Here is an 18,418-nt window from a genome sequence, read left to right as displayed (position 1 = left end):
TCAGTCGCGCAGCGCCTCGCGGGCCGAGAACATCACGCTGGCTGCGAGGAAGGCCGCGTTGACCAGCGTGAAGACGCCGATGAACCAGATCGTCCACTGTGGCGCCACCGTGATCACCAGCCCGGCCAGCGCGATCACCGCGCCGTAGTCGCGGACCAGCTTGACCAGCCGTACCGGCAGGGACCGGCTGGTCACCATGCTCGCGGCCTTGTCGCCGCTCTGCATCACCGAGGTCACCAGGTTGACCATCCAGGTGCCGGCGAAGGCGGCGAGCAGCCACGCCGGGGTGTCCGGCACCTGCGCCTCGGCCGTCGCGGCCAGAGCCGCCACCAGCGAGATCTGGACGGCCACGTCGCAGAGCACGTCCAGGCGGGCGCCGGCCGCGCTGGTCTGCCCGGTGACCCGGGCCAGCTGCCCGTCGGCGCAGTCGAACGCGTACGCCAGCTGCCAGCCGATCAGCGCGAGCAGACCGATCGGCCAGGCCCAGAGGTCGCCGTCGGCGATCGGCTCGGCCGCGGCGATGACGATGATCGAGACCAGCCCGCCGATGCCCAGGTTGAAGACGGTCAGCACAGTCGGCGCGAGGTGATGCTTGTGGGCACTGACTGCTATCCGGGCCCCGATGCGCTGGCTGATCGCCTCGCTGAAGAGGCCACCGCCGCGGTTGACCGCGTAGTAGTCGGCCGCGGTCGGCGCGGTGCTCGCGGCCGGTTCGGCCGAGTAGACCGAGCCCGTGCCGCCGTCAGTGGCTTTGGACGGCTTCGACATAGTCGGCCAGCCTTCCGCTGATCTCGTCCGGGGTCATGGCCAGGTGCTCCAGGATCGTGTAGCGGTCGGGGCGCGTGCGGGGCGCGAAGGTGACGGCCTCGACGAACTGGTCGGCGGTCAGGTCGACGTCCGACGGGACCCGCGGCAGCAGATGCCGGGCCAGGCAGTCGGCCATCTGGGCGAAGCGCCGGTCGTCGCCGCGCAGGAACGTGCAGAACAGCGCGCCCATCCCGGCCAGCTCGCCGTGGGAGGCGGTGCCCGGAAAGAGCGAGTCGATGGCGTGCATGATCTCGTGGCACCCGCCGCTGGCCGGCCGGCTGCTGCCGCTGACCGCCATGGCCAGGCCGCTCGAGATCAGCGCCTCGGCGAGCACCGTCACGAAGGCGTCGTCGGTCAGGTCGCCCGGCATGGCGAGCACCGCCTCGGCGCCCATCCGGGCCAGCGAGGCGGCCAGTCCGTCGACCGGCTCGCCGCGCATCTGGCGAGCCAGTTCCCAGTCCGCCAGCGCGCTGATGTTGCTGATCACGTCGCCGATGCCGCCCCGGTTGACCCGGTCCGGCCCGGTCTCGACGAAGTCCAGGTCGACGATCACGCCGAACGGGATGTGCACGCCGTACGAGCCCTTGACGCCGTCGTTGATCAGGCTGGCCACCGGGGAGGCGATGCCGTCGTTGGCCAGGCTGGTGGCCACCGAGATCATCGGCAGCCCCCAGCGGTTGGCCGCGTACTTGGCCGTGTCGACCGTGGTGCCGCCGCCGATGCCGACGACCGCGTCGTACTGTCGCGTGCGCAGCTTGGCCGCCAGTTCGAGGGCCGCGTCGAGGGTGCCGCCGGTGGTGGTGAAGACGTCGGCGGTCTTCAGCGAGGGGCGGATGAGATCGGCTATCCGCTCGCCCTGCCCGGGGCCGACCACGACCGCCACGTCACCGCCGGCCGAGACCCGCCCGTCGGCCAGGATGCGGCCCAGGTCGGCCACCGCGCCCCGGCGGACGTGGATGTGCAGCGGCGCCTGAACGCTGCGCGCTAGTAGCGGCATGCGATGCCCCGGGCCTTGGCCAGGTCGTCGTGGTTGTCGACCTCGACCCAGTCGACGTCGCCGATGACCGCGGCCCGCACCTGGCCGCCCCGGTTCGCGTACTCCTGGAAGCCGTCCTCGTAGTAGAGGTTCGGGTCGCGCTCCCAGGTCGTCCGGAGCGCGTCGGCCAGGTCGGCGGCGGCCGAGGCCTCGATGATGTTGGCCCCGATGTACTCGCCGTACGCCTCGGCCGGCTCCATCAGTTTCGTGATCCGGGTGAGCTGGCCGTCGCCGCCGAAGGTCGTCTTCATCTCTTCTTCGGCCAGCTTCTTCACGTTGTCGATGGCCAGCAGGATGCTCGGGCCGCGCTGGGCCAGCAGGGTCTGCTCGACGCTCACCGGATGCACCGTGTCGCCGTTGACCATCAGCACGCCGCGCGCGAAGTGGTCACGGGCCAGCCAGAGCGAGTACGCGTTGTTCCACTCCTCGGCCTTGTCGTTGTGGACGAGGGAGATCTTGACGCCGTACCGGCTCTCGAACCCGGCCTGGCGCTCCTCGACGGCCTCCGCCCGGTAGCCCACGACGATCGTCACGTCGGTCAGACCGGCGGCGGCCAGGTTGCGCAGGGAGATGTCCATGATCGTGGTCTCCCCGTCCACCGGGACGAGCGCCTTGGGCAGGGTGTCCGTGTACGGACGAAGCCTGCGTCCGGCTCCGGCGGCGAGAATCAGACCGATCATCGGGGTCTCCATCTAATAGGTGAACTCCGCGAGAATAACGGGTGCTGTCCCACAGCCCGGACCGGACGAGGCAGACGAAAATACTACCGAGCCTGCTCGTAAGCTGGTGGCCATGACCGCTGAGCAGCTGATCTCTTTCGCCCGGGGCGCTCCGTCGCTGGACATCATCGACGTCGAGGGCCTCAAGGCCGCCGCCACCCGAGCTTTCGAAGCCGATCCCGCTGGTGTGACCGCTTACGGCACGTCCGTCGGCTACATCCCGCTGCGCAAGTGGATCGCCGAGAAGCACGGCGTGTCGGCCGACCAGGTCATTGTGACGAACGGCTCGCTGCAGGCCGACGCGTTCCTCTTCAACCACCTCGTGCAGCCGGGCGACGACGTCGTGGTCGAGAAGCCGACGTACGACCGCACCCTGCTCAGCCTGCAGAACCTGGGCGCCAAGGTGCACCAGGTCACGCTCCGCCCCGACGGCATCGACGTCGACGAGCTGCGCGCCCTGCTCGAGTCGGGCGTGCGTCCCAAGCTCGCTCACATCATCCCGAATTACCAGAACCCGGCCGGAATCACGCTCTCGGTCGAGAAGCGCCGGGCCCTGCTCGCGCTGGCCGCCCAGTACGAGTTCACGATCTTCGAGGACGACCCGTACGTGGACATCCGGTTCCGCGGCGACGCCCTGCCCTCGATGCTCTCGATGGACTCGGACAACCTGGTCGTGCACGCCTCCAGCTTCACCAAGACGGTGTGCCCGGGCGTCCGCGTCGGTTATCTGGTCGGCCCGGCCGCGCTGATCGACGCGATCGCCAAGAAGGCCACCAACCTGTACATCTCGCCCGGCATGGTCTCCGAGGCGATCGTTCACCAGTTCTGCGTCTCGGGCGACATCGAGCGCTCGGTGCGGACCGTGAGCGCCGCCCTCGGCGAGCGCGCGCAGGTGCTGGCCGAGTCGCTGCGCAAGCACATTCCCGGTGCGACGTTCACCGAGCCCGACGGTGGCTACTTCCTCTGGGTCGACCTCCCCTCGGACGTCGACGTCGACAAGCTCTTCCCGGCCGCGATGAAGAAGGGCGTGGCCATCGTCAAGGGCAGCGACTTCCTGCTCGAGGGCGGTCGCAGCTCGGTGCGGCTCGCCTTCTCGGCGGTCACGGTCGATCAGATCGAGGAGGGCGTGCGCCGCCTGGCCGAGGCGATCGAAGAGGTACGCGGCTGACCCGGCCGTCTGAAACCGGCGCCGGACGGGTAGGAGACACCGGTCCGGCGCCGGTCTGCCGCGGGGTGCAGTAGCCTCGGGCGGTTTGTTCAAGGCGGCGAGGAGGCCACGGTGAGCGATCGGAACAGGCATCGGCCGTTGTCACGAGCCTTCGCCGCGCCGGTGCGAGCGATGAACCGCATCCTCGGCACCGTCGACGGCGGACCCGACCTCGGCACCAGGCATGTCGGCAGCGGCGTGGTCGACTGCGCGGTCTACGCGGCCGGCCACCGGTTGCCCGGCGACTTCACCCCGGACGAGGCGCTGACCGCGGCCTGCTCGCGCGACGACGCTTTCGTCTGGCTCGGCCTGCACGAGCCGAGCGAGGACGAGATGGCCGCCATCGCCCACACCTACGGCCTGCACGAGCTCGCCGTCGAGGACGCGGTGAAGGCGGAGCAGCGGCCCAAGCTGGAGCAGTTCGGGTCGGTGCACTTCCTGGTCATGCGGACGGCCCGGTACGTGCCGCACGGCGAGATCACCGAGAACTCCCAGGTGGTCGAGACCGGTCAGATGATGATTTTCGTCGGTGACCAGTTCGTCATCACCGTGCGCCACGGGGACGCCTCCGAGCTGGGATCGGTACGCGCCGACCTGGAATCGCAGCGGGCCGATCTCATCGAGCAGGGCCCGTGGGCGGTGGCCTACGCGGTGACCGACCGGGTGGTCGACCACTACGTGGCGGTCGCCGATCAGGTCGAGTCCGATCTCGACCTGATCGAGGAGGGCGTCTTCTCGCGCGACCACGCGAGCCCGATCCCGGCGATCTATCAGATGAAGCGGGAGCTCGTGGAGTTCCGGCGCGCGGTGGTGCCGCTGCAGCGTCCGCTGGCCATGATCATGTCTCTCGTGCCCAAGCGGATCGGCAAGTACTTCCGCGACGTGCAGGACCACCTCACGCGGACGGTCGAACAGGTCTCGTCCTTCGACGACCTGCTCAACTCGATCCTGCAGGCCCGGCTCGCGCAGGTCACCGTCGACCAGAACAACGACATGCGCAAGATCGCCGCGTGGGCGGCCATCGCCACGGTGTGGACGGCGGGCGCCGGCATCTACGGCATGAACTTCGAGTTCATGCCCGAGCTGACCTGGAAGTACGGCTACGCCTCGTGGTGGTTGATCATCCTGATCGTCTCGGTGCTGCTCTACCGGGTGTTCCGGCGCAGCGGCTGGCTGTGAGGGCTCACTCCCAGACATCGACGGCGGCCCCTAGAGTGACATAGGTGCCGTCGCGTCAGGATCAGCTCCACTCGTACCAGTACTCGTTGCAGCGGGTAGTGGCCGCGCTGGTCACGCACGACCCCGATCCGCAGCGCTCCCCGCTGCGCCGCGCCGGCATGACCGCCCTGGTCAGCCTGCTGGTGGCGAGCCTGCTGGTGGCCGCGGCGGCGATCTACGGCCTGCTCACCGGCAACAGCCGCGTCGACCCGCGCGATCCCGCGGTGGTCTTTCAGGAGAAGGGCACCGGCGCCCGCTTCGTCTACCTGGAATCCGACGGCAAGCTGCACCCGGTTCTCAACTTCGCGTCCGGGCTGCTGCTCGCCTCGGCCCGGGCGCCGTCGCTCAAGACCGTGTCGTCCGAGAAACTCGCCGCGGTGCCGCTGGGTGACCCGCTCGGCATCCCCGACGCGCCCGACTCCCTGCCCGCCAAGAACGCGCTGATCACCGGCCGCTGGTCGATCTGCACCGACAACCAGGGGGCGGGCCGCGCGACGCGGAGCACGCTGCTCGTGGGTGACCGGCTCACCGACGGCACGGTCCTGGCGCGGGCGGGCCGGGCCCTGCTGGTGCGCGACCCCGACGGGCGCAACGCGCTGGTGGTCGGCAACCGGCGCTTCGCCGTCCCGGTGTCGCGCGACGACGCGACGCTGACCGCGCTCAACTACAGCAGCAACCGGCCCTGGCCCGTCTCGGTGGCCTGGCTCAACGCCGTGCCGGCCGGGCCCGACCTGGTGCCCCCGGCGATCCCGGGCCTGGGCCGGGCCTCGGTGGCCGGCCTGCGGGTGGGTCAGTTGGTCACCGACGGGCAGCAGGTCGCGGTGATGCTGACCGACGGCAAGGCGGCACTGACCGACATGCAGGCCCGGCTCATGCTGACCGTCCAGGGTGTCCAACGGCCGGCGAACATCGGCAACGACTTCATCGGGCTGCCGACGTCGCGGACCCGGATCAGCGACGCGGGCGACCCGCGAGGGCTGCCGCCGGTGGTGCCGCAGCTGATCGACGGCGCCCCGACCCGCGCCTGCATCACGCTTCCGGTCGACAAGGCCGGGGACGGCATCCGGGTCGATCCGACGATCCCGGCCGGCGAGGTGGTCACCGGCGTGGCCGGCGAGCCGGCCACCACCGTCAAGGCCGACCTGGTGCACATCGCGCGAGGCCGCGGCGCCGTGACCGCCTCGGCCGCGTCGCCCGGTGCGCCACCGGGCACCGGCACGGTCAGCGTGGTCACCGACACCGGCCTGCGATACCCGCTGGCCGACCGTGACCTGGTGGCCAAGCTGGGCTACGGCAACGTCAAGGTGCAGCAGATCCCGTCCGAGCTGATCTCGCTCATGCCCGAGGGGCCGTCGCTCGACCCGGCCCGGGCCCGGCAGACCTCACCCCAATAGGGCGGGTCACCGAAGCGACCCACCCTGATCGGGCGTAACTCAATGCTTTACCGAGGGGTGTTCGGCGCGGTGTCGGGCACCGTGCCGTTCTGCGAACCGAAGGCCTGACGGGTCTCGGGCTCGACCTTCTCCGGCTCGAACGCCGCGTCGTCCACGCCACCCACCGGGGTGGTCGAGGTGATCGGGGCGGCCGGGTCGTACTCGTCCCACTGGGCAGCGCTGCGGCGCTTGGCCGCATACGCGGCGCCGATGCCGATCGCGGCGCCCAGCAGCGCGAAGCCGAGGAGCTTGGAGCCCTTGCCCTTCTCCTTGCGGCCGACGGCCTTGCCAGCCCGCTTCTGCAGCTGCTTGGCGGCCTTCTTGTTCGCCTTGGCCGCCTTCTCGCTGTCCTTCGCGGCCTTCTTGGCCGAGCGCTTGGTCACCTTGCCGGCGAGTCGCGCGTTCTCGTTCGCGGCCGCGACCAGCGGAGTGATGGTCGCCACAGCGCTTTCCCAGCCGCTCGACGCCACGTCCTTGGCCTTGACCGCGGCCGGCTGCACCCGGTCGACCGCCGCGTTCAGCGTCGGGCCGACGGTCGCGCTGGTCTCCGCGGCCGCGAGTGACGCCGCGCGCTTGAAGTGGTCAACGCTCTGGCCGAGCTCGTTCTTCATCCGCTCGCTACGGCTCTTGCGGCGCAAAGTTGCGATCACCAGTGCCCACCTCCTGAGTGTCTGTCACGTCATGGTGCCCTGTACCGGTACCCCCGCGCTGCCGCTTCAGACACATGGGGGAGGATCCGAACTGTAAGGAACTGTCCTATCGCCCCCACGAGTGGTACCGGTGGGGCGACCGCGACACAGACAGGAGTACCCGTGGCCGAGAAGCTTTACGCCACCCTGCACACCAACCATGGCCCGATCCGGCTCCAGCTGTTCCCGGATCACGCCCCGGCGACCGTGCGCAACTTCGTGGAGCTCGCTGAGGGCACGAAGGACTACACCGACCCGCGCACGGGCCAGAAGGGCAGCGGTCCCTACTACGACGGCACGATCTCGCACCGTGTCATCGCCGGCTTCATGGTTCAGCTGGGCGACCCGACCGGCACCGGCCGCGGCGGCCCGGGATTCCAGTTCGCCGACGAGTTCCACCCCGAGCTGTCCTTCGACCGCCCGTACCTGCTGGCCATGGCCAACGCTGGCCCGGGCACCAACGGCTCGCAGTTCTTCATCACGGTCGCGCCGACCCCGCACCTCAACCGTCGGCACACGATCTTCGGCCAGGTCGCGGACGAGCAGTCGGCCAAGGTCGTCGACTCGATCGCCACCACGCCGACCGGTCCGGGCGACCGCCCGCGTGAGGACGTCGTCGTCGAGCGCGTGGAAATCGAGCACGTGAACGACTGAAGTACCGTTGAGGTATGAGTGAGGCTCCGTCGACGGTTCCGGTCTGCTACCGCCACCCGTCCAAGGAGACTTACATCCGGTGCACACGGTGTGACCGGCCGATCTGCCCTGATTGCATGAACGAGGCCTCGGTCGGTCACCAGTGCCCGGAGTGCGTCGCCGAGGGGCGGCGCACCCAGCGCCAGGCGCGCACCGCCTTCGGCGGCAGCACAGCCGGCCGGGCCGGTTACGTGACCCGGGCGCTGATCGGCATCAACGCACTGTTCTTCATCGCCTCGGCGGTCGTCGGCGGTGGCCGGGCGATCGCCGGCGCCGGCGGGTGGTTCGGCCTGATGGGCGAGGGCACCTCGGTCACCCGCTGGGGCTCGGTGCTCGGCTACGCGCCGTACGTCCTCGGCGGTGAACCGCACGGTATCGCCGCCGGCGAGTGGTACCGCCTCGTCACGGCCATGTTCCTGCACTACGGCGCGCTGCACCTGCTGCTGAACATGTGGCTGCTCTGGCAGCTGGGCCGCTATCTCGAGGAGAAGCTGGGCCCGCTGCGCTTCGCCGGGCTCTATCTGCTGGCCGGCATCGGCGGCAACGTCGCGGCCTATCTGTTCACCGCTCCGAACGCCCAGGCGGCCGGCGCCTCGACGTCGATCTTCGGCCTGGTGCTGGCGATGATCGTCGTCAACCGGCGGCTGCGGCTCGACATCACCCAGCTGATCCCGCTGCTGGTGATCAACCTACTCTTCACCTTCACCGTGCCGAACGTGTCGGTCGCCGGGCACATCGGCGGCCTGATCGTCGGTGGCATCGTCGCCGTCGTCCTGGCCTACGCCCCGAGCAACCGGCGCAACCTGATCCAGGGTCTGGGGTGTGCGGCCGTCTTCGTCGTCCTGCTGATCGCCGCGCTGCTGCGAACTCAGACGTTACTGGGCTGACACCCGCAGGTCGGCCAGCGCGGCGGCGACGTCGTCGGGCAGCGCCCCCAGGTCGTTCGCGCTGAACAGATAGATGGCCTCGCCGGCGTCGAGCTCGAGCATCTCGCTGCGCAGGCCTCGGTGGGTGCGGCGATCGACCCGTACGCGCTCGATCTGAGCCCACGAGAGCCGGCGCCGGCCGGCGAAGCCCGTCACGACGGTGACGCCGTCGGCATCCGCGGCCAGCCGGACCGGCCGCAGCAGGTCCCGCAGCGTCCAGCCGAGCAGCGCCACCACGACCACGGCGGCGAGCACCCAGCGCACCGGGTCGCGCCCGGCGAACGCGAACGCCAGCACGACGACGGCGACGACACCGATGAGCTTGCTGACCGGCAGGACCGGCTTGATACGCCACTGCATGCCCACCACTATGGCAGCGCGAGTTACCGTCGATCCATGCGTGATGCGGTGATTGTCGGAGCGGTCCGGACCCCGATCGGCCGGCGTGGCGGCGGCCTGGCCGGTGTGCACCCGGTGGAGTTGTCGGCCCAGGTGCTGCGGGCGCTGGCCGAGCGCACCGGATTCGAGCCGGCCGATGTCGACGACGTGCACTGGGGCTGCGTCTCCCAGGTGGCCGAGCAGTCCTGGAACATCGGCCGCAACGCCGTGCTGGCCGCGGGCTGGCCCGAGTCGGTCCCCGGCACGACCATCGACCGGCAGTGCGGTTCCAGCCAGCAGGCGCTGCACTTCGCGGCCGCAACGGTGATCTCCGGCCAGGCCGACCTGATCGTGGCCGGTGGCGTCGAGTCGATGACCAGGGTGCCGATGGGCTCGAGCGGTCAGGGCGCCGACCCGTACGGCCAGAGCGTGCGCGAGCGGTACGGCGTGGAGTCGTTCGATCAGGGCGTCGGCGCCGAGCTGGTGGCCGAGCGCTGGGATCTGTCCCGGGCCCGGCTGGAGGAGTACGCGCTGTCCAGCCACGCCGCGGCGACCCGGGCGCAGGACGCCGGCGAGTTCGACGCCGAGATCGAGCCGATCGCCGGGGTGAAGCGGGACGAGGGCATCCGCCGGGACACGACGCTGGACAAGCTGGCCGGGCTCCGGACACCCTTCCGCGAGAACGGCCGGATCACCGCGGGCACGGCGTCACAGATCTCGGACGGCGCCGCGGCGCTGGCGGTCACCACCTCGGAGTGGGCCGCCGCGCACGGGCTCCGGCCGCTGGCCCGCGTGCACACCGCCGTCATCGCCGCCGCCGACCCGGTGATGGTGCTGACCGCTCCCATGCCGGCCACCGCCAAGGCGCTGGCCAAGTCGGGCCTGACGATCGGCGACCTCGGCGTCTACGAGGTGAACGAGGCGTTCGCGCCGGTGCCGCTGGCCTGGCTGGCCGAGACCGGCGCCGACCCCGCCCGGCTCAACCCGCGCGGCGGGGCGATCGCTCTGGGTCACCCGCTCGGGGCCTCCGGCGCGCGGATCATGACGACGATGCTGCACCACATGCGACAGTCCGGCCTGCGTTACGGCCTGCAGACCATGTGTGAGGGCGCCGGTATGGCCAACGCAACGATCGTCGAGACTTTGTAATTCGACATTCATCGGCCGGTGGCAGCGTCTTCCCCCGCAAGCTGCCGTTAAACGCCACATGGACGTGTTCTCCCGTACGTTCCTTCCCGCTGCGGCCGAGGCCGGTATCACCATCCCGACCGTCAGCCGGCACCTACCCGTCGTCCGCCGCTGCGTCGAGCCGGACGAGACCACCGTCCTGGTCGGCCGATGTCTGCGCCCCGAGGCGCCCCTGGCCGGCGAGTTCATGCTGGTGCTGACGCACCGCCGGCTCGTGGTGACCCAGGAGACCAAGGTGCTGCACCGGTTGCGGCTGCACCTGAACGCCAACCTGCGGCACCTGAGCAACGTCACGTGGAGCCCGGCGGCTTCCCGGTCGGCGATCGACATCGCGGCGACCGCGGTCGACGGGGTGCGTGAGCGGTTCCGGATGCGCCTGAGCAGCCCGGACACGGTCTGGCACATGGACGAGTTGCTCAGGCAGGTCTTCCACGCCAAGGCCGCGGTCGCAGCCTGACCGGGCCCAGCCTCACCGGCTCGGCCTGATCGGCTCAGCCGAGGAAGTCGACGATCGAGGCGCGCAGACCCGGTGCGTCGAGGCCGTGCGCCCGCGCGTGGTCCGGCCAGGTGCCGTAGCGGCGGATCTCGGAACGCCCGACCCCCAGGTGCAGCACCCGGTGCGACACTCCCCCGAGGGCCGAGCCGACCGCGGCGGCCGAGGTCCCGGCCAGGTACGGCTCGACGACCACGACGTCGCCCTCGGTCAGCGCCCGCAGCCCGCCGGCGTCGAGCGGGCGCGGCCGGTTGGTGTACGCCACCGTCACGTCCAGGCCGGTCGTCGCCTCGAGCACGGGGTCGAGCATCGGCCCGACCGCCACCACCAGCGGCCCACCGCGGCGCAGCACGAGCAGCGGCCCGCCGTCCGGGTAGGCGCGGGTGTTCTGCTGCTCGGTCAGGCGCACGTACACCCGGTCGTCGTGCCGGGCCGCCTCCCGCAGCATCGCCGGCACCTCGTCCTGATGCCCGGGCACGTGGACGGTCCAGCCCTCGAGCGTGTCGAGCAGGGCGACGTCGCCGGGTGACTGGTGCGTGTAGCCCTCGGCCGCGGCGTCGTACGAGCCGCCGATGGTGACCACCACCGCGCCCACGTCCTGGTGGCCCAGGTCGAGTTTGAGCTGTTCGTAGGCCCGGTCGACGGCGAACGGCGCGTACGAGTGCAGGTAGGGCCGCAGGCCGGTGAGCGCGAGCCCGCCCGCGACGCTCGCCATCAGCTGCTCGCGGATGCCGACGTTGAGCACCCGCTCGGGGTGCCGCCGGCGGGCCGGGGCGAACGACTCGGCCGAGATGTCGGCGAGCACCAGCGCGGTTCGCGGATCGTCGTCCAGCAACGCGGTCGTGGTGGCGATGAACGTATCCCGCATCATCTCGCTCAGCTCCCCTTGCGCTCGACGGTGGCGACGATCAGGTTGGGTCGGTCGTGCCGGGGCTTCAGCGCGCGTTCCAGGCGGTTCCAATCGCGTCCGTTCACAACGGATACGTCCCAGCCGGGGAAGCGCGCGGCGATCCCACCGGGCCAGCCGTGCGTCGACGACTGGTTGTCGATGACGATCGCCGTGATCGGCAGGCGGGTCGCGGCGGCGTACGCGATCCCCTCGTGGTTGGAGCCCTCGTCGAGCTCGGCGTCGCCCAGCAGCACGAACGTCCGCGATCTCGTGAAGCCCTGGGCCCGCAGGCCGAGGGCGACGCCGATGCCCAGCCCGAGACCGTGCCCGAGCGAGCCGGTGCCGACTTCGACGCCGGGGATGCGCACCCGGTCGGGATGGTGGCCGAGCGGGCTGTCCCAGCCGCCCAGGTCGTCGAGCCAGTCCTCGGGGAAGAATCCCTTCGCGGCCAGGACGGCGTAGTAGGCGGCCGGGCCGTGCCCCTTGGAGAGCAGGAAGCGGTCGCGGTCGGGCGCGGCGACGGTCTCCGGCGTGACCCGCAGGACCCGGTCGTAGAGCACCCAGAGGACGTCCAGCGTCGAGTGGGCGCTCGGCGCGTGTTTCTCGTCCCCGGTCAGTCGGCTCAGCAGGGTGCCGAGCCGGTCGGATTGCACTGCTGTCGCTGTCATGGGGATAGGCTGCAAGTTGAAGTGCACTTCAACTCAAGGGACGCGATGGAGACGCTCACCATAGGTGACTTCGCCGCCCGCAGCGGGGTGGCCCCGTCGGCCCTGCGCTACTACGAGCGCGAGGGCCTGATCCACTCCGCCCGCACCTCCGGCAACCAGCGCCGGTACGAGCGGACCGAACTGCGGCGGGTCGCCTTCATCCGGATCGCCCAGCAGGTCGGCGTCTCGCTCGACGAGATCCGCTCGGCCCTGGCGGAACTGCCCGAGAACCGCACTCCGACCCGGGCCGACTGGGCCCGGCTGTCGGACCGGTGGCGGCACCGGCTCGAGGAGAAGATCGCCCTCATGCAGCGGCTGCGGGACGACCTGTCCGGGTGCATCGGCTGCGGCTGCCTGTCGCTGAACCGGTGCAAACTGATCAATCCGGACGACCGCCTGGCCGGTGACGGACCCGGCGCCCGCATCCTGCTCGACCCTCCCGGCTGAGCGCCTGGGCCGCCTACGAGGCGGTCGTGACCTCGGCCGGAATGGCGTAGTCACCGTACGGATCGCTGTCGGGCTCGTCGCCGAGGGTGGCCCCGGTCGAGGCCGCCCGCAGCAGCATCCTGGTGCCGTCCGAGCAGACCAGGCTCACGCCCACGGGCGCCGATCCCTGACCGTCGGTCGGACCGAGGCCCGGCAGGGACACCAGATGCCAGGACGTGAAGACGGGCGGACGGGCGACGTCGAGGAGCTGAACGACGAGGACCGACAGGCGCGCGACCCGATCGCTGATCCGCGGCGGTTGATCCGGCAACGGAAGCGGCTTCTCGCCGGCCGCGACCGCGCCCCAGAGCGCTGCTGTCGCCGTCGAGCTGTAGGTGACCCGCACCCCGGCGATGCTGCTGCTCCGCGACTTGGCCGCGGACGGCCCCCAGGGCTCGGTCGCCGTGCCGTAGCGCTCGACCTTGACGATGTCCGGGTGCTGAGCGGCCACGAGCAACCGCTCGATCACGTCGAGGACCTGGGCCAGCTGCATCTGTCGCTCCGATCATTCCGCCTCGTCGAGGCGCCGCGAGTTTAGCCGGAACGCGCTGGTCACCCTGCCCGCCGGGTCACCGCGTCCAGCGCACGAAGCGTTCGAACAGCACACCCGGCGGGCCGTCGGGAAGGTCGCGAACGGCCTCTTCGAGATACTGCCAAGCCAGCATGGCCAACGCGGTGCCACGGCCGTACTGCCGGATCAGCCGCTCCCTCGCGGGCGCGCACGGCCATGGTTGCCCGCAGACCCCGCAATCCCAAGCCGGCCGCTCAGCCAGGTGCTCCGGCGTGTGCATCACGGGTTGCACCGCTTCGGTTTGAGCAAGGGGTTCCACCGCCGCCTGCTGTGTTCCCTTGATTTGCCGTGTCCCATGGTCAGTCGCCTCCGCGTCGTCACCGGTGCAGGGAAGACAGCGGCGCGTGTGGTGGGAAAGCGCCGCCGCTTTCATTCCCGATCGTGGACGACCGATCACGTTCCGTGCAGATGACGGCTGTCCGCTGTTCGCACCTGTTCGTCCGCAGACAGCGGACAGAGGCCGGGGATCAGGCGTTGGTCGCGGGCCGATGCGCCTCGGCAACCTCTCGAAGGTCACGTGCCTCGGCGATACCCGCCGCCTGCACACCGGCGATTACCTCGGCCGCACGCCACCAATTGGAGGCGACGATCCGGCCGGAGGTGATCGCGAGGCTCGCCGACGCCGCCGCCTCGTCCGGTTTGCCGGCGGCCAACAGCGCCAGGCCGAGGTCCAAGTGAGCCGATGCCACCCGGCGGGGCCGAGCGCCGTCGGCTTCGAGCTCGGCGATCACCGTGCGGGCAATTGCTTCAGCGGCCGGATCGCCGGCCCAGGCCAACGTTGTAGCCGCGTAGGCGTGCGCCTTGCCGGGGTCGTAGCGGTAATGGTGCTCGGGATGGTCCGGCGGCGGGCGTTGCCCGGCGAGCCGTTCGACTCGGTCCAGGGTCCGCCGGGTCTGCCGTCGGTCGCCCAGCCGCGCCCAGGCGCGACCCTCCTGAGCGGTGGCTTGGACGATCGCGGAGCCTCCGGCTGGGGCGACGGCCTGAGCCTGCTGGGAAAGTGACCGGGCTTGTTCGAAGTCGCCGCTGGTCAGCACCTCCCACGCACGGGTCTCCAGGCACCAGGCGGCGATTTCCGCGTGTCCGGTCTGATCGGCCAGCTGTGCGGCGGTGCTCAAATAGGCCTCCGCCGCCCGGGCTTGGCGGAGATCGATGTGCAGGGTGGCTCGCAGCAGCGCGAACCAGCCGCCGATGACGAGCAGCCGCCGATGGTGGGCGAGTGTCTTACGAGCGTCGACGAGCAGGCCGACGTAGTCGAGGTGCCGCCGTACGCGCGGCAGCAACTGGTCGGGAGGAGTGGTCGCGTACGCCATCGCCATCGCGTCGGCCGCCTGCTCCAGCCTGTCGAGGGTCTCCGTGCTCACGTCCGACGCCGTGACGCGGCGGGCCAGCTCGACTGCCTCCAGTTCCGAGTCCACATCCGCGTCGGTGACCGGACGCAGCGTCGCGGCGAGTCGACCCTGAGCACGCAGGGCTTCATCGAGCCGATCCGCGACCACGGGGCTGGGCGATCTCCGACCCTTCTCGAGGTCTTCGATGTAGCTCTTGCCGTGGTGCGCCAGGTCGGCGAGCGCACGGTAGGAAAGGGCACGTTCCAGGCGAAGGCGCCGCAACTCGATGGCGAATCGTGACGACGGATCGGTCATCGGCATTTCCCTGGTAGCGGTCAGGGCGCGGTGGCGGAGGACGTGGGATTCGAACCCGGACAACGGTACAGGCGAGGGTCCCCTTGGAGCTCATGACCAGGATCGATCGGGGCGCATATGTCGGCGTTCGGCGGGAACGGTAGAGATATCCGAACCGCGACAGGCCTGGTCGGCTCCACCGCTGACTACAATGCCCGCTTTGGCGGATCTCGTGGTCTGGTGGCGACATCTCCGTTGCCGGGTCCGCATCTCGAGAAAGGTCCATCATGGCCAGCTGGATCCTGGTGCCCTGCCTCGCACGGCTGCGCTCCGACTTCAACGCGATCGCGCCCAGCCGGGACAGGGCTAGCGACGGCAGCGTGGGCGACCTCGCGCACCAGGGGACGCAGTCCGACCACAACCCGGACGAGACCGGCAACGTCCCGATCCGTGACGCCGACCGCGTCAACGAGGTGCACGCCATCGACATCGACGCCGACCTGCGTGTGCCCGGCTTGTCGATGGAGGCGGTCGTTCAGTTCCTGCTCGGCCGCTGCCGGTCCGGGGCGGAGAAGCGGCTGCGGTACATCATCTACAACCGGCGCATCTGGGAAGCCTCGAACGGCTGGCGGCAGACCCGGTACACCGGTGGGAACCCGCACGACAAACACGCGCACTTCTCCGGCTCCTACAACTCGTCCCTCGAAGCCTCGACCGCCTCATGGCACCTGGAGGACATCCCCGTGGCACTGACCGCCGCTGACAAGAACTGGATCCGCGCCGAGATCAACAAGGTCGACGAGAACGTGCGGACCACCGCCCGCACCAACAAGGAGTTCCTCTCCGACACCGAGAAGGACGAGATCATCGACCGCACCGCGGCGGCGCTGCGACCCGAGATCCAGGAACTTTCCCGCCGGATCGAAGACCTTGCAGCCCTGCTCCGCCCGTCCGCGACCGCCTAGCAGTCCGGGTCGCGGAGTGGGCGGTCACAGCGTCAATGTGCTGCTCAAGGCCTACGCGAGGGGCATCGAAGGCCAGGACGGGGCAGCGCGCCCCGCTGCCGCATGTTTATGATCTCCGTAAATATCCTAAAAGGACAACGGGGGAACAGCATGCGAAAGTTTGTCCATAGATTGGTCACCGGGGCGCTGGCGGCGGCGGCCGCGACCGGGATGGCGCTCGCGCTGGGCGCCGCGCCGGCGCACGCGGAGACGAACCTGACCATGGTGACCAGGGCGGGGAACGGGTACGCGGCCAACGGCGGGGGCGTCTTCTTCAACGCCACCGGCGAGATCTTCACCCTCTACGACCAGAGGTCGGACGGCGCCGGGGTGAACGTCAGCTACTACTACCGGACCCCGGACAACATCTGGATCTACCCGGCCGATCTCTACTACGGCGGCGGCGCGGGAAGCTCGAAGAGCTTCAACAAGAGCATCGTCGACGGCTCCTCGGTCTACATCGAGCTCTGCCTCATCGACAGCGGCGACATCAAGGAAGCCACCTGCACGTCGGGCGTCGCCGTCGCCTGACACCGACGATCTTGCCGGCGAGCAGCAAGGTCGCCCCCTGAAGGTGGTTTCGCGACCAGCCCGGTCGAACAGCCGCCGTTCGCGCCCCGTTGGGGCGGGCAGGAGCTGCCGGGCGGAACGCCTACGCGGGCGCCGCAGGCTGAGCACTGACTTCCTGGAGGCATGTCTTGACTCCTTCGGGGATCACGTATCCGGGGAATGGCTCCTCCTCAGGCTCTTTGCCGACCATGGCGCCGGTGGCCTGGCACAGGAGGAGCATTTTGGTCCCGTCCGCGCACGAGATGCTGATTCCGTAGGGCAGCGTTCCGGGTCGGTCCGCCGGGCCCATGGCCGGCGGACTGACGAGCTGCCATGACGTGAACTGCTTTGGGCGTGCGACGTTCAGGAGCTGCGCGACGAACGTCGCGAAGCGGGGGGCCCGGAGCGTGGGCAGCGGCAGCTCGGCAGGCATCGGCACGTCGACCACGCCGGGAAGAATCCGCCCGTTGAGCAGCGCTGTGGAGGTGGACGTGAAGGTCGCCTTCAGCCCGGAAATCGTGGTTGTCCGTGACCGCGCGGCGTCCGGTCCCCACGGCTCTGTCGCCGTCCCGTACCGCTCGACCTTGACGATCTCGGGATGTTCGGCGGCTACGAGCAGCCGCTCGACGACGTCGAGGACCTGGGCGAGCTGCATGCTGTGCTCCGATCGTTTCGCCTGTTCAGAGTCGGTCAGGGAGTCTAGCTGCCGGGCGGTGACCTCCCCGGCGTCGCGTGCCGCCATTGCATGATGCCCCCATCCGGTCGGTCTGCTCTTGAGGTGCTTTGCGCTGCGGCAGGGCCAGTGCACCGGTGATCACACGACCCTGCCGCAGTCCCGCCCGTAGGTGGGCAGGGCGGCCACTCCGCAGCGCCAGCCAGGAAGCCGCCCCAGGCTCGGGCCTACGACAGGTGCTTCTGCCGTCGGCGCCGGTAAAGGTCGTCGCGCTCGGGATACCACCGGATGATCCGGCTGAGGTCACGCTCCTCGCCGACGAAGTCGACGGTCTGAGCGTGAAGCCGATCTGCCTTGCCTGCGTGCTCCGGGCACAGGAGGTGCTCGGTCTCAAAAATCAGCACGATCGCTGTCGGCGCTTGCGGGCAGATCTCGCACCGGCGACCGGCGGCTACCGCCTCGGCCACCAGACCGGCGTAGTGCTTGGCCTGCTGGTCCGCGTTCATCGCGTTTGCCCCGTACGGGTCACGGGACTCGTCGACGGTCACCACAGGTCCGGCTCCGCTTCGGACTGTTCCATCGCCAGGCCGAGCCCGCGGCCGTCGTAAGCCAACCGGCCGTGATGGCTGCCATCCGCCCGCGGCCTCGTCGCCCGGAACGGAAACCCGTCGTCCGCGTCGGCCCGGTGCTCGACCTCCCACAGCGGGAACGCGACCCGCAGCGCTGCGACCTCACCCTCCACCGTTCGCGGCCAAGGCTCGCGCATCCAGTGGCCGCGGGTCCGGCGCGGCGCGATCACGCTCACCACCGGCCGCCCTGGCTACTGCGGTGCGCCTGCCCGGGCGTCATCAGCGGGCGTTGAATCGTGGTCGGTGCGTCCCAGGTCGGCCGGGCGGATCGGTCGAAGAACGGCAGCCGGGCGAGCATGGTGCCGATGTAGCAGGGCAGCTCGTCGCCGCAGGTGCACCGCTTCGGCTTGAGCAGGGGGATCCACCGTCGCCGCGGCGTGTGCTCGATGGGCCCGTGCCTGCGCATGCTGGTCGCCTCCCGCACCGTCACCGTCTGGGCGAAGGCAGCGGGCATCGGAACTGGGGAGAACGCACGCCCGCCACCTTCACTACGGACGGTAT

At 70.2% G+C, this 18,418-nt stretch carries 24 protein-coding genes; 10 read left to right on the top strand and 14 right to left on the bottom strand.

What is annotated here, in order from left to right:
• The 3 genes from HJC40_RS09475 to HJC40_RS09465 are packed head-to-tail and all read right to left on the bottom strand — an operon-like array spanning nt 1 to nt 2,523.
• Complete coding sequence (locus HJC40_RS09475; protein WP_250000389.1) at nt 1-768, bottom strand: CDP-alcohol phosphatidyltransferase family protein; 768 nt, start codon at nt 766-768, stop codon at nt 1-3.
• On the bottom strand, nt 743-1,804 hold the full coding sequence (locus HJC40_RS09470) for an iron-containing alcohol dehydrogenase family protein (protein ID WP_250000387.1): 1,062 nt from the start codon (nt 1,802-1,804) through the stop codon (nt 743-745). Before HJC40_RS09470 ends, HJC40_RS09475 begins: the two co-directional genes overlap by 26 nt.
• Nucleotides 1,792-2,523, bottom strand: a complete 732-nt coding sequence (locus tag HJC40_RS09465; RefSeq protein ID WP_250000385.1) for a sugar phosphate nucleotidyltransferase — start codon at nt 2,521-2,523, stop codon at nt 1,792-1,794. The genes HJC40_RS09470 and HJC40_RS09465 overlap by 13 nt, the downstream gene beginning before the upstream one ends.
• A gap of 112 nt (nt 2,524-2,635) precedes the next feature.
• Here HJC40_RS09465 and HJC40_RS09460 point away from each other — a divergent pair, with 112 nt between their 5' ends.
• The 3 genes from HJC40_RS09460 (at nt 2,636) to eccB (ending at nt 6,381) form a co-directional block, all read left to right on the top strand.
• Nucleotides 2,636-3,730, top strand: a complete 1,095-nt coding sequence (locus HJC40_RS09460; RefSeq protein ID WP_250000383.1) for a PLP-dependent aminotransferase family protein — start codon at nt 2,636-2,638, stop codon at nt 3,728-3,730.
• Nucleotides 3,731-3,841: 111 nt separating this feature from the next.
• A complete protein-coding gene (locus HJC40_RS09455) occupies nt 3,842-4,948 on the top strand; it encodes a magnesium and cobalt transport protein CorA (RefSeq protein WP_374271416.1) in 1,107 nt (368 codons plus the stop codon).
• Between the two features lie 44 nt (nt 4,949-4,992).
• Nucleotides 4,993-6,381 (top strand): type VII secretion protein EccB, encoded by a 1,389-nt coding sequence (gene eccB / locus HJC40_RS09450; protein ID WP_250000381.1) that lies wholly within the window; start codon nt 4,993-4,995, stop codon nt 6,379-6,381.
• A 47-nt stretch (nt 6,382-6,428) separates the two neighbouring features.
• On the opposite strand, the gene HJC40_RS09445 is transcribed toward eccB, so the two are convergent.
• Nucleotides 6,429-7,070: a hypothetical protein gene (locus HJC40_RS09445; RefSeq protein ID WP_250000379.1), complete on the bottom strand. Its 642-nt coding sequence runs from the start codon at nt 7,068-7,070 to the stop codon at nt 6,429-6,431.
• Between the two features lie 162 nt (nt 7,071-7,232).
• Between HJC40_RS09445 and HJC40_RS09440 the strand changes: the two genes are divergently transcribed.
• Both HJC40_RS09440 and HJC40_RS09435 read left to right on the top strand, forming a co-directional pair.
• Nucleotides 7,233-7,763 carry a peptidylprolyl isomerase gene (locus tag HJC40_RS09440; RefSeq protein ID WP_250000377.1) on the top strand — a complete coding sequence of 177 codons (531 nt, stop codon included), beginning with the start codon at nt 7,233-7,235 and terminating at the stop codon, nt 7,761-7,763.
• Between the two features lie 14 nt (nt 7,764-7,777).
• On the top strand, nt 7,778-8,689 hold the full coding sequence (locus tag HJC40_RS09435; protein WP_250000375.1) for a rhomboid family intramembrane serine protease: 912 nt from the start codon (nt 7,778-7,780) through the stop codon (nt 8,687-8,689).
• On the opposite strand, the gene HJC40_RS09430 is transcribed toward HJC40_RS09435, so the two are convergent.
• Nucleotides 8,678-9,088: a PH domain-containing protein gene (locus HJC40_RS09430; RefSeq protein WP_250000372.1), complete on the bottom strand. Its 411-nt coding sequence runs from the start codon at nt 9,086-9,088 to the stop codon at nt 8,678-8,680. The two genes, HJC40_RS09435 and HJC40_RS09430, sit on opposite strands and share 12 nt — an antisense overlap.
• 36 nt (nt 9,089-9,124) lie before the next feature.
• Between HJC40_RS09430 and HJC40_RS09425 the strand changes: the two genes are divergently transcribed.
• A complete protein-coding gene (locus HJC40_RS09425; protein ID WP_250000370.1) occupies nt 9,125-10,255 on the top strand; it encodes an acetyl-CoA C-acyltransferase in 1,131 nt (376 codons plus the stop codon).
• A gap of 58 nt (nt 10,256-10,313) precedes the next feature.
• Nucleotides 10,314-10,751 (top strand): hypothetical protein, encoded by a 438-nt coding sequence (locus tag HJC40_RS09420; RefSeq protein ID WP_250000367.1) that lies wholly within the window; start codon nt 10,314-10,316, stop codon nt 10,749-10,751.
• 34 nt (nt 10,752-10,785) lie between these two features.
• Here the strand turns inward: HJC40_RS09420 and HJC40_RS09415 are convergent, their stop codons facing one another.
• A complete protein-coding gene (locus HJC40_RS09415; RefSeq protein WP_250000744.1) occupies nt 10,786-11,655 on the bottom strand; it encodes a transketolase family protein in 870 nt (289 codons plus the stop codon).
• An 8-nt stretch (nt 11,656-11,663) separates the two neighbouring features.
• Nucleotides 11,664-12,344 carry a thiamine pyrophosphate-dependent enzyme gene (locus HJC40_RS09410; protein WP_250000365.1) on the bottom strand — a complete coding sequence of 227 codons (681 nt, stop codon included), beginning with the start codon at nt 12,342-12,344 and terminating at the stop codon, nt 11,664-11,666.
• Nucleotides 12,345-12,389: 45 nt separating this feature from the next.
• Between HJC40_RS09410 and soxR the strand changes: the two genes are divergently transcribed.
• Nucleotides 12,390-12,830 carry a redox-sensitive transcriptional activator SoxR gene (gene soxR / locus HJC40_RS09405; protein ID WP_250000363.1) on the top strand — a complete coding sequence of 147 codons (441 nt, stop codon included), beginning with the start codon at nt 12,390-12,392 and terminating at the stop codon, nt 12,828-12,830.
• A 13-nt stretch (nt 12,831-12,843) separates the two neighbouring features.
• Here soxR and HJC40_RS09400 read toward each other — a convergent pair whose 3' ends face one another.
• The 3 genes from HJC40_RS09400 to HJC40_RS09390 all read right to left on the bottom strand — a co-directional run bounded on the left by HJC40_RS09400 (nt 12,844) and on the right by HJC40_RS09390 (nt 15,083).
• Nucleotides 12,844-13,362 (bottom strand): hypothetical protein, encoded by a 519-nt coding sequence (locus HJC40_RS09400; RefSeq protein ID WP_250000360.1) that lies wholly within the window; start codon nt 13,360-13,362, stop codon nt 12,844-12,846.
• Nucleotides 13,363-13,438: 76 nt separating this feature from the next.
• Nucleotides 13,439-13,813 (bottom strand): hypothetical protein, encoded by a 375-nt coding sequence (locus HJC40_RS09395; RefSeq protein WP_250000358.1) that lies wholly within the window; start codon nt 13,811-13,813, stop codon nt 13,439-13,441.
• Between the two features lie 94 nt (nt 13,814-13,907).
• A complete protein-coding gene (locus HJC40_RS09390; protein WP_250000356.1) occupies nt 13,908-15,083 on the bottom strand; it encodes a helix-turn-helix transcriptional regulator in 1,176 nt (391 codons plus the stop codon).
• Between the two features lie 266 nt (nt 15,084-15,349).
• On the opposite strand from HJC40_RS09390, the gene HJC40_RS09385 reads away from it, so the two are divergent.
• Together HJC40_RS09385 and HJC40_RS09380 are read left to right on the top strand one after the other, a co-directional pair.
• The gene (locus tag HJC40_RS09385) at nt 15,350-16,027 is read left to right on the top strand and encodes a hypothetical protein (protein ID WP_250000354.1); all 678 of its coding nucleotides are present in this window, start codon (nt 15,350-15,352) and stop codon (nt 16,025-16,027) included.
• A gap of 150 nt (nt 16,028-16,177) precedes the next feature.
• The gene (locus HJC40_RS09380; RefSeq protein WP_250000352.1) at nt 16,178-16,597 is read left to right on the top strand and encodes a hypothetical protein; all 420 of its coding nucleotides are present in this window, start codon (nt 16,178-16,180) and stop codon (nt 16,595-16,597) included.
• Between the two features lie 121 nt (nt 16,598-16,718).
• Here HJC40_RS09380 and HJC40_RS09375 read toward each other — a convergent pair whose 3' ends face one another.
• The 4 genes from HJC40_RS09375 to HJC40_RS09360 all read right to left on the bottom strand — a co-directional run bounded on the left by HJC40_RS09375 (nt 16,719) and on the right by HJC40_RS09360 (nt 18,371).
• Nucleotides 16,719-17,357, bottom strand: coding sequence for a hypothetical protein (locus tag HJC40_RS09375; protein WP_250000350.1), 639 nt, complete (start codon nt 17,355-17,357; stop codon nt 16,719-16,721).
• 158 nt (nt 17,358-17,515) lie between these two features.
• Nucleotides 17,516-17,836 carry a hypothetical protein gene (locus tag HJC40_RS09370; RefSeq protein WP_250000347.1) on the bottom strand — a complete coding sequence of 107 codons (321 nt, stop codon included), beginning with the start codon at nt 17,834-17,836 and terminating at the stop codon, nt 17,516-17,518.
• A complete protein-coding gene (locus HJC40_RS09365) occupies nt 17,833-18,093 on the bottom strand; it encodes a hypothetical protein (protein ID WP_250000345.1) in 261 nt (86 codons plus the stop codon). The genes HJC40_RS09370 and HJC40_RS09365 overlap by 4 nt, the downstream gene beginning before the upstream one ends.
• The gene (locus HJC40_RS09360; protein ID WP_250000343.1) at nt 18,090-18,371 is read right to left on the bottom strand and encodes a hypothetical protein; all 282 of its coding nucleotides are present in this window, start codon (nt 18,369-18,371) and stop codon (nt 18,090-18,092) included. The genes HJC40_RS09365 and HJC40_RS09360 overlap by 4 nt, the downstream gene beginning before the upstream one ends.
• Nucleotides 18,372-18,418: the final 47 nt, after the last annotated feature.

Origin of the sequence: Actinoplanes sp. M2I2 (genome assembly GCF_023544445.1) — a bacterium.
Lineage (GTDB): Bacteria > Actinomycetota > Actinomycetes > Mycobacteriales > Micromonosporaceae > Actinoplanes.
The sequence above is the reverse complement of the archived record's forward strand: the minus strand, read 5'-3'. Positions and strand labels throughout refer to the sequence as shown.

Bases quoted from the DNA above. Each gene is read 5' to 3' on its own strand.
- HJC40_RS09385 (WP_250000354.1), top strand. From the start codon at position 15,350: ATGGCCAGCTGGATCCTGGTGCCCTGCCTCGCACGGCTGCGCTCCGAC.
- HJC40_RS09360 (WP_250000343.1), bottom strand. From the start codon at position 18,371: ATGCCCGCTGCCTTCGCCCAGACGGTGACGGTGCGGGAGGCGACCAGC.
- HJC40_RS09475 (WP_250000389.1), bottom strand. From the start codon at position 768: ATGTCGAAGCCGTCCAAAGCCACTGACGGCGGCACGGGCTCGGTCTAC.
- HJC40_RS09375 (WP_250000350.1), bottom strand. From the start codon at position 17,357: ATGGCGGCACGCGACGCCGGGGAGGTCACCGCCCGGCAGCTAGACTCC.
- HJC40_RS09435 (WP_250000375.1), top strand. From the start codon at position 7,778: ATGAGTGAGGCTCCGTCGACGGTTCCGGTCTGCTACCGCCACCCGTCC.
- HJC40_RS09430 (WP_250000372.1), bottom strand. From the start codon at position 9,088: ATGCAGTGGCGTATCAAGCCGGTCCTGCCGGTCAGCAAGCTCATCGGT.
- HJC40_RS09415 (WP_250000744.1), bottom strand. From the start codon at position 11,655: ATGCGGGATACGTTCATCGCCACCACGACCGCGTTGCTGGACGACGAT.
- HJC40_RS09400 (WP_250000360.1), bottom strand. From the start codon at position 13,362: ATGCAGCTGGCCCAGGTCCTCGACGTGATCGAGCGGTTGCTCGTGGCC.
- HJC40_RS09410 (WP_250000365.1), bottom strand. From the start codon at position 12,344: ATGACAGCGACAGCAGTGCAATCCGACCGGCTCGGCACCCTGCTGAGC.
- HJC40_RS09395 (WP_250000358.1), bottom strand. From the start codon at position 13,813: ATGAAAGCGGCGGCGCTTTCCCACCACACGCGCCGCTGTCTTCCCTGC.
- HJC40_RS09470 (WP_250000387.1), bottom strand. From the start codon at position 1,804: ATGCCGCTACTAGCGCGCAGCGTTCAGGCGCCGCTGCACATCCACGTC.
- HJC40_RS09465 (WP_250000385.1), bottom strand. From the start codon at position 2,523: ATGATCGGTCTGATTCTCGCCGCCGGAGCCGGACGCAGGCTTCGTCCG.
- HJC40_RS09380 (WP_250000352.1), top strand. From the start codon at position 16,178: ATGCGAAAGTTTGTCCATAGATTGGTCACCGGGGCGCTGGCGGCGGCG.
- HJC40_RS09460 (WP_250000383.1), top strand. From the start codon at position 2,636: ATGACCGCTGAGCAGCTGATCTCTTTCGCCCGGGGCGCTCCGTCGCTG.
- soxR (WP_250000363.1), top strand. From the start codon at position 12,390: ATGGAGACGCTCACCATAGGTGACTTCGCCGCCCGCAGCGGGGTGGCC.
- HJC40_RS09390 (WP_250000356.1), bottom strand. From the start codon at position 15,083: ATGACCGATCCGTCGTCACGATTCGCCATCGAGTTGCGGCGCCTTCGC.
- HJC40_RS09420 (WP_250000367.1), top strand. From the start codon at position 10,314: ATGGACGTGTTCTCCCGTACGTTCCTTCCCGCTGCGGCCGAGGCCGGT.
- HJC40_RS09425 (WP_250000370.1), top strand. From the start codon at position 9,125: ATGCGTGATGCGGTGATTGTCGGAGCGGTCCGGACCCCGATCGGCCGG.